We start from the raw sequence: 14,967 nt of genomic DNA on the forward strand, positions 1-14,967 counted from the left end.
CAATGAATAGCTTACAACATACACTTCGAGCAAGTCTTGTATTCGGAGGAGGAGCAGCTCTCTTGCTCCTCCTTTTCTTTATTCATATCGGACAAGGCCAAGCAAACATTTCCTATAGTATGATTATTGATGCTCTTATCTCACCGAACCAATCACTAGAACATCAAACTTTAATTATGCTTCGATTACCTAGAGCTGTAATTGCCATTTTAGCTGGAGGCGCTCTTGCTGCATCAGGGGTTATTTTACAAACGTTAACGAAAAATCCACTTGCTGAATCCAGTACAATGGGTATTCACTCTGGCGCATATTTCTTTCTAGTAGCGGCTACAATTTTCTTACCGAAAGATTTACAAATTAATTCCCTTCTGTTCACATTTATCGGTGGTGCTATTACTGCTTTATTTGTATACCGTATTTCTGGTGGAAAAAAGGGAACCCCACTTAGAATGGCATTAGCTGGTATGGTCGTTACATTAATGCTCTCTGCCTTTACCGGAACGATGCAGCTTTTCTATGAAAATGAAACAGCTGGTTTATTTTTATGGGGAGCTGGCTCTCTTATTCAAAATAACTGGGATGGCGTTCAATTTACTTTTCCATTTATCATTATTTCTTTCCTAGTTTTACTATTTATGTCTCGTAAACTCAACATTCTCTTACTTGGTGATGATGTTGCTATTTCTCTTGGTGAAAAAACAGCAGTAACACGTCTTATCGCCTTCATTGCTGCAATCTTTTTAACAGCAGTAATTGTTACTGTTGTTGGACCAATTGGCTTTGTCGGCTTAGTTGCACCTCATTTAATGCGCCTTATCGGATACCGTCAACACTTTACTCTTCTTCTCTCTTCTTTCTTATGGGGGGCAGTATTATTGCTTGGAGCAGATGTTGTCGGTAGATTAATAGATCCAACCGGTGCAGAACTTCCTGTTGGGGCAGTCACAGCAATGATTGGATCTCCTTGGCTTATTTACTTAGTGTATCGAATGATGAAGTCGAAACAATATATGAATGATAACGGTGCGAATGCAGCTGGAGCTAGTTCCCGCTATTACTCTTATAAAAAGGTAATCATTATATCTATCACACTTTGTATTGTGACGATTGCTCTTGGTGTTACAATCGGTAGTAACGCTTATATCGAAAGCATTACTAATGTTATATCAGGTCAATTAACACAATTTGACAAAAATATGATGATGAATCTTCGTTTACCAAGAATGCTCGTTGCTGCTATTGCTGGCGCATGCCTTGCAATAAGTGGGCTTGTTTTCCAAAGTATATTACGAAACCCACTTGCCGATCCTTCTATTATTGGTATTTCATCGGGAGCTGGTGTCGGGGCTTTAACGATTATGTATGTCTTCCCTGCACTTCCTGGTTTCTTCCTACCAATTGGTGCATTTATTGGCGGACTACTTGCAGTTGGAATTGTCCTCTTCTTCTCTTGGAAATCAGGATTTAGTCCAACAGCTCTCGCTTTAATAGGGATTGGTATTTCTGCGCTTGGCTCAGCAATTATTCAAATCTTTATCGTTAGAGCCAATTTGAATGTTGCCGCTGCTTTAACATGGTTATCTGGCAGTACGTATGCAAGAGGGTGGAATCACTTAGAAAATATCATTCTATATCCATCTCTAATTCTTGTATTCATTATCTTTTTCTTAATAAAACAACTTGACGTTCTCGTACTGGGAGACGATTTAGCAACTGGACTTGGGCAACCAGTAAATAAAACACGTCTTGCTCTAATTGTGCTAGCGACACTACTTGCGTCAGTAAATATCGCTGCTGTCGGTACAATTGCCTTTTTAGGCCTTGTCGCACCTCACTTAGCAAGAATTGTTGTTGGTATGAACCATCAAAGACTATTCGTTTGCTCAGCACTGTTTGGAGCAATTCTTATTTCCATTGCTGACTTACTCGGCCGAACAATTGCATATCCGAAAGAAATTCCTTCTGGTCTTGTCGTCGCTGTACTTGGAGCACCTTATTTCTTATGGTTGATGAGGAAGAGTGGGAAGAAAGTTAATTAAAAAGGAGGCTTCTTGTTAGAAGCCTCCTTTTTAATTAACTTTCTTTAGTGGGGGTTTTCTTCATCCCCGCTAATTATTAGCCCACACCAATCGGGCTTTTATGAGCAGTGAATCTCCCACCTAACTTCTTTGCTCCAGCCGAATCTTGAGGTGGAAGTTTTACTGTCCGACGAATAGCCGGATAAATTACTCTGATCTCACTAATTTCACAGATTCAGTACTCCCCATAAACTCATGATATACAGTTAATGTGTTCTCCTCAATTTTCAAATCAGCCTTATGCTTTATTTCCCCCACTAAAAATACAAGCTCTACAGAAATAATCCCTTGGTCCACACTTAATATTCGAAAGTCTCCTATAGTAGTCCCTTTCCCAAAAATATTATGTTCCATAAATTCTCCGCCTGTTTTCTCACTATTAATAGATTCTATTTCCAACCCAACTGGCCTGTCTGTACTTTCTGATGACATCCAAGACCCTTTTAACTTTCCAATATCAGCCTCTTTTTTCTTTTCATTTTTTAACTCTTCCTCTTTTTCCTTAACTTCTGCTTGTTGAGTTAGTAAGCCATTGATTTGCTTATTCAGCTCTTCGGCCCGTTGATTTTCCGAAATAAATTGTTGATTTTGGCCAGTATCGTTAACAATTTTATTTACTATCCCTTTAGCCTCTTCATACTTTTTATCATTCTTTAACTTCTCTGCCTTTTCCAATTGGCCTATATATTGACCTTTTAACTCTTTATGCTCTATGAGCGAATCTTTTTGTTCTTTCGCTTGACTTTGAAGGATTGCGGAACCATCTTTCATCTTTTCTACTTCTTGAAACAAACCTATTGCTTGTTCTATATTTCCACTCGATTTCTCTTTTATCGAACTTATCATCTTAGTAGTTTGGTCTTTTAATACCTTTGCTTCTTTATCATCCTTTTTCTCTTCTAATGCTAGCTCAAATGATGCTACTGCCGTGTCATATTCTTTACTCGCTAACGCCAATTTCCCTTGATCCATTGCTTTTTTATAGGTTTCATTGCTACATCCTACCATTAAAAATAAAATTATGATTCCTAAAATCAATCTTTTCATAATATCCCCCTAAATTAATATAATTCTATATACACTCAATAGTATCATAAAATTTATATATAAAATTTTAAATACCATCATTAAAACATAAAGGGAACTTGTCATTTCTTCTCGAACTTAATCTATGAACATAAGTAGAGGGGGATAACAATAATGTACCAAACAATTGAAGGCTTCTTGCAATCATGGACATACGAAGCAGAGTCTACTCAGAAATTACTTGATTCATTAACCGATGCATCTTTATCACAGGAAATTGCACCTGGACATTGGACGTTAGGCAGAGTTGCTTGGCATATCGTGACGGCAATTCCTGTTATACTATCTGGCACAGGGCTAAAGTTTGAAGGCGAAACGAAAGATTATCCTGTTCCTACTTCTGCAAAAACAATTGCAGATGAGTACCGTAAAGTGAACGCGGCTTTTGTTGAAGCACTTCAAAGCGAATGGACTGATAAAGATTTAGCAACTATTAATGACTTCTTTGGTCGCCCTATGCCGAATTCTATATTTTTAATGACACTTATTAATCATCAAAATCATCACCGCGGGCAAATGACGGTTTTAATGCGACAAGCCGGCTTAACAGTTCCTGGCGTATATGGTCCCGCAAAAGAAGAATGGGCTACGGCTGGAATGGAAGCTCCTAAAATGTAACAACAGAAAAAGACAAGGTGTTTACACATCTTGTCTTTTTCTGTAACTTGTTTCATGTGAAACTTTATATTGCATCTTCCCTCTCAATATTTTTAATTCCATAATAAGCAATCGCCACACCAATCACTGCAAATGCGAATTGAAGAGGAAGAAAGGTCGCTATAGGAAATATTGGTGGGTTATTAATTGCGATTAGCACAACGATAATAGACGAAACAATAGTAGTTGGCACTGAACGTTTACGCATTCCGAAGTATAGAGGAATTAAGCTTATTCCCGCAGTGGCAATGGCTAAAGGAACGAGATTTATCCCTTCTTGAATCAATTGATCTACTGCGAATGAATTAGGAAGAATCGAAAAATAACTATCTATTCCAATGAAAATTCCCACTACAAAAATATTAGATAAAATAACTGTTATGAATGTTAATATTGCTGTAATAGCCAACTTACTAATCATTATTTTCTTTCGATTAATTGGATAAGAAAACATCAATAATATTGTTTTGTTTTTATATTCATCAATTATTAACTTAGCTATTAGTACAGCACCAAAAATAATAAATGTTGCTCTCACTATTGAACTAGCCATTAACAAAATGGCCTGCGGATCTCTTATTTCTGGATCTCCCTCTATTTGAGAAACGATGCTAACAAAAATCAATAATGCCAGTATAGCAAAATTTGCAATTACTGCTCTCTTCACGTACCAGCCAAGTTTAATTTTCTTCAGTTCTAGCTTCATAAGACGTAGCATGATAGTCCTCCCTCCTCCTAAGACTTAATCAATATAAATGACCCCTGTCTTACTTAAAATCTCCACTTTGTTTTTTGCATCACCAATCGTTCCTACTTTTATTTTTTCTGTACTTTTATCTTTCTTAAGTCCTTTTAAATCTACTATTACGTCAGCCGAATTACTTTTAGCCATAAGCTTCAATGATGCCGGGACACCTTTATACCGTACGCCAATATCCCCTGATTTTGTTTCTATAAATAATGATTTTCCTTCTATCATATCTTTCAGCAATACTTCCCCAGATGTTGAAGTGATGTTCATATTTGAGTTACTTACATTTGTGATATAGTTATCACCAGTCGTAGACTTTATATTTAATTCTTGTACTGAACTATCTTTTACAACTAACTCTCCACTTTGCGATATGAATTCACCTTTCTCGGCTGTTAGTCCTACAATCATTCCATCCCCAGATTTGCCTTTCGTCACGATACTTTTTACTACTATATCTCTTATTTTCACATCACCTGATTTATTATTTAATACAATTTTATCTATTTCTTTCTTCGGAATAGCTATACATATACTATTCTTCTTCCTAAACGTAAAACCATTAAAAAATTTGTTCGCCTCTTGTTTTTGCTTAACCATAATTTTATTTTCATCATTTTCTATTTTGACAGGATCTATCTCTTTATCCGCTTGTTCACCTTGAGCAGAAATTACTATTTTATTAGCGTCTGTACTTTTAAACTCAAGATTCCAATTTTCATTGTCTACTTCTATTGCTTTTATATTATTTATATCAAAAGACTTTTCTTTCTTAAAATCTTTCCCCTGAAATACCTTAATACCAAAAACTACACTAGCAATTGTAATGAATAATATTGCAATTACTATCATTTTTTTCACTATTCATACCCCAGTTCGTTTTTGTTTTAAGCTTGCTTCACGCCACATCTATCTTGTCAATTTTACGAAACGATAGATAGCTAATGAAAATTCCTAATAAACAGAGCACGATTGGGATAGCTATAAAATCAAACATACTTACTTGACCATTTCCAGGACCAACGTTACTGTTCATCATCATCCCAATTATTACTGCAGAAGTAATCGTTGTCGGTGTTGATTTCTTTCTCATTCCAAAAAATAAAGGAATTAAACTAATACCAGATATCATAAATGCACTTATAATAGTAGCTGGAACGATAGCTATTATTTCCCCCATCGTAACAGGCGTTTCAAGTAGTCCCATTATTGGATTCATACAGAATATGAGCAAACTAATAATGAAAGTAGCGATAATCGTGCTCACAAAACAAAAACAAAAAACAATTGTTAATTTCGCACTCATTAGCATTTTCCTTTGCAGTGGATACATAAATAGTAGCTGTATTGTTTTGTTCTTGTATTCATCGATCACTAAACGTGATAAAATAACCGATGCAAAAATAATAAATGTAATTCTAATAAGAATATTTGCTAAAGACATGTATTCCATATAGCTAGAGAACATCAAATCATCCTCTACCTTAGATCCCCACGCCATAAGGCTTACTGCAGCGAAAATTGCTATAATACAAATTGCTACCCCTTTAAAGTAACTAGATAATTTATGTTTCTTCCATTCGAGCTTCATTAATTTAAACATATAAATTACGCCTCCATTCTTTATATACCTGTCTCTACGCTGCTAACATTCTAATTCCAGCAGTAACGAAGCTTAACATTCCTATCACTAGTACACTGAACAACCATTTCCGCCCTGGTTTTCTATAATATAAAATTCCACTTATTAGCATTACGATAAATCCACTTACCAGGTTCAGCCACAGTCCATTAAGCATGAATACCTTCTCCATCCATTACATTTAAGAAATATTCTTCTAAGGAACTATGTTTCTTATTAATACTTTCAATTTCCACATCGTTCATAATAAGTGCTTTTGAAATGGCCTGCTGAGACGCTAACGTATCATAAACCCGAATCATGTTTCCACTCATTATTTTGTAGTTTTTTATACCAAGTTTATCTTCTAAAATATAAGTTGCACGTTTCACATCAGGAACAGTGATTTCAATATACTCTGTTTGTTTTCCGTTAATACTCTTCATTGAAACTTCTTTTATTAGTTTTCCATTTTGAATCACACCAATTGTATCCGCCATTAGTTCCACCTCACCTAAAATATGACTAGAAACTAATAATGTAATGCCATATTCTTTGCAGAGCATTTTAAATAAGTCTCGTAACTCTTTAATACCAATTGGATCTAAACCGTTAATGGGTTCATCTAAAATGAGCAATTCTGGCTTTGTCACGATTGCTCTTGCAATACCGAGTCGTTGTTTCATTCCTAATGAAAAATCTTTTACTTTTTTATTATCTATCCCTTGTAGTTTCACTAAATGTAAAGCATGGTCAATTGCATTTTTATCGTAGTAGCCCATATATTCACAATGTAGGTCTAAGTTTTCTTTCGCCGTTAATTTATCATAAAAGATTGGGTATTCAATAATTGTCCCCATTCTTTTTAATACTTCATAAGATGTATCTGTTAATTTCTCACCGAAGATTTCAATATCACCACTCGTCGGTTTTATTAAATTTGTAATCATTTTCATAATCGTTGTTTTACCAGCACCGTTTGGTCCTAAAAAACCGTAAATTTCTCCTTTTTTCACATGCATGTTAACACCGGAAATAACTTCTTTCCCTTTAAACACTTTCGTTAACTGATTTGTTTTTAATATATATGTCATGTTACTTTCCCCTTTCGCAATACTCTATATTTCTATAATAGACAACGGAAATCTCTTTTTTCTTACCCGTTTCTTACAAATTCCTTACGCTGAAAAAAAGCTTGTAGAATCTACTGCTCTACAAGCTAAAACTGTATCTTTGTTAATACAATTGTAAAAATTGTTTTTTCATACGGTTTACTAGAAAGATGGATTTTCCCGTCCATCGCTTCCACAAGCCGTTTCGTAATCGTTAATCCGAGACCACTTCCTTGGTACAATCTATTTCTTGAATCTTCAAGTGTGTACATACGCTCAAACACTTTATCAATATGAGATTCATCAATCCCTTTTCCTTTATCCCATACATCTATATACACGCCCGTGTCATCATCTCTTAACGTCATACCGAGTGCCTTTCCATCGTCTCCATATGTAATTGCATTTGATATTAAATTATTCAATACCCTACCTAATACTTCTACATTTCCAAGTGCGTATATATTTCTTTCTGGTATATCAATATGAACCTGAAAACCTTTCGTCGTCACTAAATCATAAAATGATAAAATCTTCTCGCGGCATACTTCATTCATATTTACTTTTGTCATTTCAATTGCTTTGTCACCAGATTCTAATTTTGCCAAGTCAAAAAACTTATGAATTAACTCCATCACTTCTAGTGTTTTCGTATGCACTTTTTCAAGTAATATTTGTTGTTCTTCTTTATTTATCGTTTTATCCTTATTTAACATTTCTGTATATCCAAGAATAACTGTTAGTGGTGTTTTCAAGTCATGCGAAATATTTGAAAGCATTTTTCTCATCGAAATTTCTACTTTTGCATGACCTGCATTCGTTTTCTGTTTTGCATCTAATAATTGATTAATTGCCACTAATAATTTTTGCAATTCTAGATCATCTGTCATAACGAGTAACGTCTCGCCTGTTTTGTCATTTACAATACTTTCTAACTTTTCATATGTGTATCGTAAATTTTCACTACTATTTTTTCTCATTCTATATTGCATATAAATAACACATAACAATATAAAAATAATACCTATTAACAAATTGACCATATTACATCACTTCCAACTTATAGCCGATGCCCCATAACGTTTTAATATATTCTGGATTAGATGGATCACTTTCGATTTTCTCACGCAATCTTCTCATATGAACATTAATAACGTTATCGTCACCGTAATACTCTTCATTCCAAACTAACGTATATATTTGAGCTTTCGTAAATACACGATTTTGGTTCTTTACGAATAGCTTTAAAATCTCAAATTCTTTTAAAGTAAGTTTGAGAGACTTCCCGTTTTTTTCAACTGTAAAATTAATTGGATCAATTGTTAAATCACCAATTTGAATCATCTTTTCTGTTGTTTCTGTAGCCGAATATTTCGTAGACCTCCGAATACCCGCTTTTACACGTGCAGCTAATTCAATCATAGAAAACGGCTTACAAATGTAATCATCTGCTCCAAGTCCTAATCCAACAGCTTTATCAACATCTGTATCTTTTGCCGACATCATTAAAATCGGAACAGCACTTTTTTCTCGAATGATTCGTACAACTTCTAAGCCATCTAGCTTTGGCATCATAATGTCAAGGATAATCAAATCAAATGAACCTTTTAAATATGTGTTCACGCCTTCCTCTCCATCAGACGCAATTGTTACTTGAAAACCCTCTTTTATTAAATACTTTTCCACCATCTCTTGAATTGAGATATCATCTTCAACTAATAAAATATGATGTGACATATGTCTATCCCCTTTTTACAAACGTTAACAATCCAATTGTATCGTAACTACTACAGACTGGAAACAATTATATGAATTTTCAAACCAACTTCCCTTCCTTCCTTAACAATGATATGATGAAATTCACTACGATTGTTCATAATTAACTTTATATAAAGGAGACTTATCATGTCAGAAAACAAAAAAGTAAGCTTAGCTGATTTAATGCGCGAACAACTTGCTAAGAAAAAGCAAGGAAATGGAAATGGTCAAAATGCAAAAAATCAAAGCCAAGAAACGAAAAAATTACAAAACCAACAAACAAAGAAAACAAACAACCAACGTAGACGTACAGGTGTGTAAATGAACGGACAAAAACGTTCTAATATCACGCCCGGTCTTGAAGTTGATATTGTATTAAAACAAGATCAACGAACAGGCAAATTAACACGTGGAATTGTAAAAGATATTTTAACAAACTCCCCTTCCCATCCGCATGGCATTAAAGTGCGATTGCAGGACGGACAAGTCGGTAGAGTACAAAATATCTTTCAATAAGAAAAGGAGCTCAAGTAAACTCGAGCTCCTTTTCTTTATTAACCTTTAATTTTCTCGATGAAAACTACTTTTAAGTAGTCTCCTTCTTTAAATTGATCAATGGTACGGAAATCTTCTGGTAAAGAATGTTCTTCTAATATTTTATATTTGCCATTCATTTCTTTAAAGGCTGTATCGATAAAGCCTTTAAACTTTTTCATATCGAATGCGCTACAATTTGTAGAAGCAACGATAATACCGTTATTTTCTGTAATAGCAATTGTTTCTTTTAATAAATTTTTATAATCTTTTGCTGCACTAAATGTATATTTTTTTGAGCGGGCGAAGCTTGGAGGATCAAGTACGACCATATCAAATTTCATCTTTTTCTTAGCTGCATATTTGAAGTAAAGAAATACATCTTCTACAATAATATCTTGTGCTTCATAATCAACTTCATTTACACTAAACTGCTCAATCGTTTTACTTAAACTACGATTTGCAAGGTCAACACTCGTCGTTTTACTTGCTCTGCCAAGCGCTGCAAATACAGAGAAAGCACCTGTATAAGAGAACATATTTAACACTGTTCTTCCCTTTGCATATTTATCACGAATTTGTTTTCGAACGTTACGTTGATCTAAAAATACACCAACCATTGCCCCATCATTTAAATAAACCGCAAAGTTCACACCGTTCTCTTTTACGATAAGTGGGAACTCGCCGCGCTCTCCTGCTACGAAATCATCACCCTCAATATATTTCCCTTTCGTATCAAAACGCTTTTTCTCATAAATACCTTTAAAGTTTGCTACTTTTTGAAGAGCGGCTATAATCTCATCTCTGAAAGTGTAAATCCCTTCACTATACCAACTTACTACGTAGTAGCCATCATAATAATCGATAATTAGTCCTCCAAGACCATCACCTTCACCATTCACCACACGGAATGCTGTCGTATCACTTGATTTATAAAATTGCTTTCGTTTATGTAGGGCAGATTTGATTTTACTTTCAAAGAAAGATTGATTAATTTGTTCACTCTCTTTTCTCGTTAAAATCCAGCCGTATCCTTTATTTTGCTTTCCATAATAACCTTTTCCGACAAAGTTGTTCTTCTCATCTACTACTTTGATGATTGTTCCTTCTTCACGAACATCATTTAAATTTTGAATCGCATCTTTTAAAATAAGCGGATATCCACTTTTAATTTCTTTTATAAATTTCGGTTTTATTTTTACAGTTACTTCTAATCGCATATAATAACTTCCTTTCCATTTGCATGCTTTCTCTACAGGAAGCATTTGAAAAACGAGACTGAAAAAACAGCCTCGTTTCACTATACCATATTATTGCTTTGCTAGTACAACTAGCTCATTCTCGCACTTAACCGCCACATATTTACTACGTTTTGAAATGAAAATCTCACTGTCCAAAATAATAGAAAAAAACTTATATATTTCACATTTACCATTGACAATGATAATGATTTTCATTATCATTTGATGTATATGAGTTCTTGAAAATATAGCTACATTTATAGGAGGAATAAACATGATTATTGTTACAAATACAGCTAAAATTACAAAGGGAAATGGGCATAAATTAATTGAGCGTTTTAATAAAGTAGGTAAAGTTGAAACGATGCCAGGCTTTTTAGGTCTAGAAGTTCTTTTAACACAAAATACAGTTGATTATGATGAAGTAACAATTAGCACTCGCTGGAATGCAAAAGAAGATTTCCAAGGTTGGACAAAGAGCGCTGCATTTAAAGATGCTCACTCACATCAAGGCGGAATGCCAGAATATATTCTTGATAATAAAATTGCTTACTATGATGTAAAAGTTGTACGTATGCCAATGGCTGCAGCACAGTAAGAACAGTCCTTTTTTAAAGTATAGAATATGAGAAGCGTTATCTATCACTTCTCATATTCTATACTTTTTTCTTTAATTTCTTTTTACTAATTTTGCGTGTACAACTAGCCTTCCAGCCTCTGGATCAAGAGCATAATCACAAGTAGAAAGTGTTACGATTTCATCATTAGCCGTCAATTCCGTATCCGTTTTGTACAGTGATTTTTCTTGAATTTCCTTTAAGAACGATGCATATGCTGCATCATTTCCAAAATCCGTTTCAATGTAATAAAAGTCCGTTGTTGTCGTGTATACTGAAAAAACTTCAACGTCGTATCCTTCAAATAATGTATCGTAATATAATTTACGATGAGACATAAAAAAGTCTTCATCCAACATTTTTTTTAAACTACCAAACATAGAACCATCTTTCATACGATGGCCATATAAAATCGTATTTCGATTTTGAGATTTCACATCATTACGATGGTCCATAAAAATGCTTCCCGCTCTCATATCTTCACCTTTATAATTACGAAATAAATAGTAATCATTATCTTTTGCTTGAACGATTGGATAATTAATTTGTGTATCATCCATCGTAATCCATCCGACTATCTCTGGATTAATTTTCTGGAGATCCTGAAACTGTTTACGTACCTCTCCATTTTCTGATTTTTCTTCCATTGGACTTCTTTTATAAATATGTTGTGCCTCAGCCATTACTTTACGATTTTCATAATAATCCATGAAAATCCCGCCCAACTCATACATTGAATAGAAAAAGATTCCTAAAAACACAATTGTAAGTATGCGTTGAAAAAAAGAATTCTTTTTCCGTCCTTTCTTACTATTCAAATTATCACCTCAAAACGGATTATGCTCAGCCTTTAGATTCCCATAGGTACCATGTACAATCCGGTATCTTCATCCTGCTTTACAATGACATCTACACCATATATTGCTTTAACCATTTCTTCTGTTATTACATCATTAGGAATACCTTTCGTAATAATTTCTCCATCTTTCATAACGATAATATGGTCGCTATAACGAATGGCTTGATTAATATCATGTAATACCATTACAATCGTTAGTCCATGCACTTCATTTAACTCTTTCACTAACTCTAATATTTCTAACTGATAGTAAATATCTAAATATGTGGTCGGCTCATCTAAGAAGAGCATTGGTGTATTTTGAGCTAATGTCATCGCGATCCAAACTCGCTGCCTCTCTCCACCAGATAAAGCATAAATTGGCTTATCACGCTTACTTTGTAAATTCGTACATACTAGTGCACGCTCAATCGCTTCTCTATCTTCATCTGTTTGCGGAGAGAATATATTTTTATATGGCATACGCCCGAAGCTTATTAGCTTTTCCACTGTAATATCTGCTGGAGCCTCATTTTGTTGATGGACAACTGCTAGCTTTCTAGCAAACTCTTTCGGTTTATATTCACCAATCGCTTTCCCATCAAGTATTACTTCTCCACTGCTAGGAGCGTGGTTTCTAGACATGACACTAAGTAATGTTGATTTCCCACATCCATTCGGTCCAATGATTGTTGTAATTTTCCCAATTTCTATTTCACTACTAACAGACTTTAAACGATTTGTTACGTTATCGTATGAAAAGGTTACATTTTTAATTTCCATGAACTTTATCACTCTTTCTAAGCAAAAATATTAAGAATGGACCACCAATAACCGCCATAATTGTTGCTGCTGGAATTTCGTTAGGTGGCACAATTAACCTTCCAATTGTATCTGCCGTCAAAATTAATAACGCCCCTGCAAGCGCAGAAAATGGAATTAATACTTTATGGTCTGAACCGACTAATTGTCTTGAAATATGCGGAACTAGTAATCCTACAAAAGCAATAACACCTGCAATCGCTGTTGATACTGCCGCTAAGAGTACTGCAATGGCAGAAATAATAAGACGAACTCTCGTCACGTGCAAGCCTAAGTTTTTCGCAGTCTTATCTTGTAGCGATAATAAGTTACACCAAGCTCCTACGAACAGAGCAAGAATAAGACCAATCGTTCCATAAGTCACCATTATTTCTACATCGCCCCACGTCTTCATTGTTATATTAGAAGTCGTCGTTTGCTTAATACTCTTAATAAAATACCCACAAATCGTAACGAATGATTCATTTAATCCAGTAAACATTGCATTAATGGCAATACCAATTAAAATAATGCGAAGCGGGCTTAATCCTGATTTCCATGAAAACGAATAAACGAGATAACATGCAAGCGCACCACCTAAAAAGGCGAATACGGGTGTCCAGAAAAAGAATTGCGGAAACAACGTAATAATAACGAGTGTCATAAAACTTGCTCCTGAAGATATACCGATTACCCCAGCATCGGCGAGTGGATTTTTCATAACAGCTTGAAAAAGCACACCTGAAACAGCGAGAGCCGCTCCAGTGAACAACGCAATAATAATACGCGGGAAACGTAAATCTTTAATGACTTCAACATCTTCATTTCCACCTGTAAATATCCCTTGTACAAGTTCAACAATACCTACTTCTAAACTCCCTTTCATCGCTGACAATGATGTCATAACAATAAGCAATGCAGTAACAATGAGGAAACTCCAAGTTTTTTTATTCATTCTACTCTTCCTTTATATTAAAATGCATCACGGATACATCATTTTTTTCAATTCATCTAACGCTTCAATTGCTGCTAAATTGCCTGTCGTTCCAAATAAACGCTCTTCTAAATCGTAAACACGGTTATTTTTAACCGCAGCAAAGTGTTTCCAAATATCATTTGTTTTAAATTCTTTATCAAACATTTTTACAACTTCATCAGGCATACCATGAGCTGCTCGTAAAATAATATCTGGATCAGCTTTCTTTAAATACTCTGTATTAGAAGCTAAATATTCTACTTGTTCACCTTGCACAATATTTTTACCACCTAGTTGTTTCACTAAATCTCCAATATAAGAATGCTCTGTTGCTACTAAATAACTTCCCGGCACACCTAATAAAATAAGCACTGTCGGTTCTTTCTTTCCTTTTACTTCTTTTTGAATGCTAGCAACCTTTTTATCTAATTTAGTTACTACTGCTTCGGCCTGTTTTTCACGCCCATATTTCTTACCTAAATCGCTAATAGAACTTTGCATATTTTTCAAACTCGTTAAATCTAAAAAGTTTGCTTTCATACCCACACCATCAAAAACTGGCTTTAATTCATATTCAAGTGTTGTCACAGATAACACTTCTGAAGGCTTTAATGACTTTACCTTTTCCATATCTGGACTCATTGGATTCCCAACTTCAGGTAAACCTTTATATCGCTTCGGTAAAGTTTTAGAGCTTGTTGGAACGCCAACTAAATCTACTTCTAACGCATCCATAATTTCAGTAACAGCCACTGTTGTTGCAACAACGCGCTCTTTACTCTCACTCTTTACCTGCTTTGCTGTTTCTTTTTTTGGTGATGAGCACCCAGCTATACTCATTAACAAAATGATAGCCATTAGTACACTTGCAATTTTCTTCACTCTCAATCACCACTC

At 34.7% G+C, this 14,967-nt stretch carries 18 protein-coding genes; 5 read left to right on the plus strand and 13 right to left on the minus strand.

The features are described from left to right. The first annotated feature begins 2 nt into the window (after positions 1 to 2). Positions 3 to 2,039, plus strand: a complete 2,037-nt coding sequence (gene fhuB, locus ACX9TM_RS22945; RefSeq protein ID WP_065382222.1) for a Fe(3+)-hydroxamate ABC transporter permease FhuB — start codon at positions 3 to 5, stop codon at positions 2,037 to 2,039. A gap of 186 nt (positions 2,040 to 2,225) precedes the next feature. On the opposite strand, the gene ACX9TM_RS22950 is transcribed toward fhuB, so the two are convergent. Beyond that, positions 2,226 to 3,125: a tetratricopeptide repeat protein gene (locus ACX9TM_RS22950; protein ID WP_065382221.1), complete on the minus strand. Its 900-nt coding sequence runs from the start codon at positions 3,123 to 3,125 to the stop codon at positions 2,226 to 2,228. Between the two features lie 153 nt (positions 3,126 to 3,278). Between ACX9TM_RS22950 and ACX9TM_RS22955 the strand changes: the two genes are divergently transcribed. Beyond that, positions 3,279 to 3,782, plus strand: a complete 504-nt coding sequence (locus ACX9TM_RS22955) for a DinB family protein (protein ID WP_065382220.1) — start codon at positions 3,279 to 3,281, stop codon at positions 3,780 to 3,782. A 64-nt stretch (positions 3,783 to 3,846) separates the two neighbouring features. Here the strand turns inward: ACX9TM_RS22955 and ACX9TM_RS22960 are convergent, their stop codons facing one another. From ACX9TM_RS22960 to ACX9TM_RS22990, 7 genes are all read right to left on the minus strand, one after another. Then, complete coding sequence (locus tag ACX9TM_RS22960) at positions 3,847 to 4,539, minus strand: ABC transporter permease (protein WP_065382219.1); 693 nt, start codon at positions 4,537 to 4,539, stop codon at positions 3,847 to 3,849. 24 nt (positions 4,540 to 4,563) lie between these two features. Continuing rightward, positions 4,564 to 5,433, minus strand: coding sequence for a DUF4097 family beta strand repeat-containing protein (locus tag ACX9TM_RS22965; protein ID WP_065382218.1), 870 nt, complete (start codon positions 5,431 to 5,433; stop codon positions 4,564 to 4,566). Between the two features lie 37 nt (positions 5,434 to 5,470). Next, positions 5,471 to 6,175 (minus strand): ABC transporter permease, encoded by a 705-nt coding sequence (locus ACX9TM_RS22970; RefSeq protein ID WP_000475536.1) that lies wholly within the window; start codon positions 6,173 to 6,175, stop codon positions 5,471 to 5,473. Positions 6,176 to 6,209: 34 nt separating this feature from the next. After that, positions 6,210 to 6,371, minus strand: a complete 162-nt coding sequence (locus ACX9TM_RS22975) for a hypothetical protein (protein WP_000931815.1) — start codon at positions 6,369 to 6,371, stop codon at positions 6,210 to 6,212. Continuing rightward, a complete protein-coding gene (locus ACX9TM_RS22980; RefSeq protein WP_065382217.1) occupies positions 6,364 to 7,287 on the minus strand; it encodes an ABC transporter ATP-binding protein in 924 nt (307 codons plus the stop codon). Before ACX9TM_RS22980 ends, ACX9TM_RS22975 begins: the two co-directional genes overlap by 8 nt. A gap of 125 nt (positions 7,288 to 7,412) precedes the next feature. Next, positions 7,413 to 8,348 (minus strand): HAMP domain-containing histidine kinase, encoded by a 936-nt coding sequence (locus ACX9TM_RS22985; protein WP_065382216.1) that lies wholly within the window; start codon positions 8,346 to 8,348, stop codon positions 7,413 to 7,415. 1 nt (position 8,349) lies between these two features. Next, entirely contained in the window at positions 8,350 to 9,042 is a 693-nt protein-coding gene (locus ACX9TM_RS22990; protein WP_000018035.1) for a response regulator transcription factor, read from the minus strand. Positions 9,043 to 9,210: 168 nt separating this feature from the next. Between ACX9TM_RS22990 and ACX9TM_RS22995 the strand changes: the two genes are divergently transcribed. Together ACX9TM_RS22995 and ACX9TM_RS23000 are read left to right on the plus strand one after the other, a co-directional pair. After that, a complete protein-coding gene (locus tag ACX9TM_RS22995) occupies positions 9,211 to 9,384 on the plus strand; it encodes a hypothetical protein (protein WP_001293578.1) in 174 nt (57 codons plus the stop codon). Then, positions 9,385 to 9,579 carry a YwbE family protein gene (locus ACX9TM_RS23000; RefSeq protein WP_065382215.1) on the plus strand — a complete coding sequence of 65 codons (195 nt, stop codon included), beginning with the start codon at positions 9,385 to 9,387 and terminating at the stop codon, positions 9,577 to 9,579. Positions 9,580 to 9,617: 38 nt separating this feature from the next. Here ACX9TM_RS23000 and ACX9TM_RS23005 read toward each other — a convergent pair whose 3' ends face one another. Continuing rightward, positions 9,618 to 10,817: a class I SAM-dependent rRNA methyltransferase gene (locus tag ACX9TM_RS23005; protein ID WP_065382214.1), complete on the minus strand. Its 1,200-nt coding sequence runs from the start codon at positions 10,815 to 10,817 to the stop codon at positions 9,618 to 9,620. Positions 10,818 to 11,112: 295 nt separating this feature from the next. Between ACX9TM_RS23005 and isdG the strand changes: the two genes are divergently transcribed. Next, positions 11,113 to 11,436 carry a heme oxygenase gene (gene isdG, locus ACX9TM_RS23010; RefSeq protein ID WP_000587818.1) on the plus strand — a complete coding sequence of 108 codons (324 nt, stop codon included), beginning with the start codon at positions 11,113 to 11,115 and terminating at the stop codon, positions 11,434 to 11,436. A gap of 72 nt (positions 11,437 to 11,508) precedes the next feature. Here the strand turns inward: isdG and srtB are convergent, their stop codons facing one another. Genes srtB through isdE form a run of 4 tightly spaced genes read right to left on the minus strand, consistent with a single transcriptional unit; the run spans position 11,509 to position 14,958 of the window. Beyond that, positions 11,509 to 12,273: a class B sortase gene (gene srtB / locus ACX9TM_RS23015; protein WP_001086126.1), complete on the minus strand. Its 765-nt coding sequence runs from the start codon at positions 12,271 to 12,273 to the stop codon at positions 11,509 to 11,511. 32 nt (positions 12,274 to 12,305) lie between these two features. Then, positions 12,306 to 13,076, minus strand: a complete 771-nt coding sequence (locus ACX9TM_RS23020; RefSeq protein ID WP_000403758.1) for an ABC transporter ATP-binding protein — start codon at positions 13,074 to 13,076, stop codon at positions 12,306 to 12,308. Next, positions 13,066 to 14,049: a FecCD family ABC transporter permease gene (locus ACX9TM_RS23025; RefSeq protein ID WP_001036848.1), complete on the minus strand. Its 984-nt coding sequence runs from the start codon at positions 14,047 to 14,049 to the stop codon at positions 13,066 to 13,068. Before ACX9TM_RS23025 ends, ACX9TM_RS23020 begins: the two co-directional genes overlap by 11 nt. A 27-nt stretch (positions 14,050 to 14,076) precedes the next feature. Then, positions 14,077 to 14,958, minus strand: a complete 882-nt coding sequence (gene isdE, locus ACX9TM_RS23030) for a heme ABC transporter substrate-binding protein IsdE (protein ID WP_002182955.1) — start codon at positions 14,956 to 14,958, stop codon at positions 14,077 to 14,079. Positions 14,959 to 14,967 lie beyond the last annotated feature (9 nt).

It is taken from the genome of Bacillus sp. LH1 (assembly GCF_057924895.1).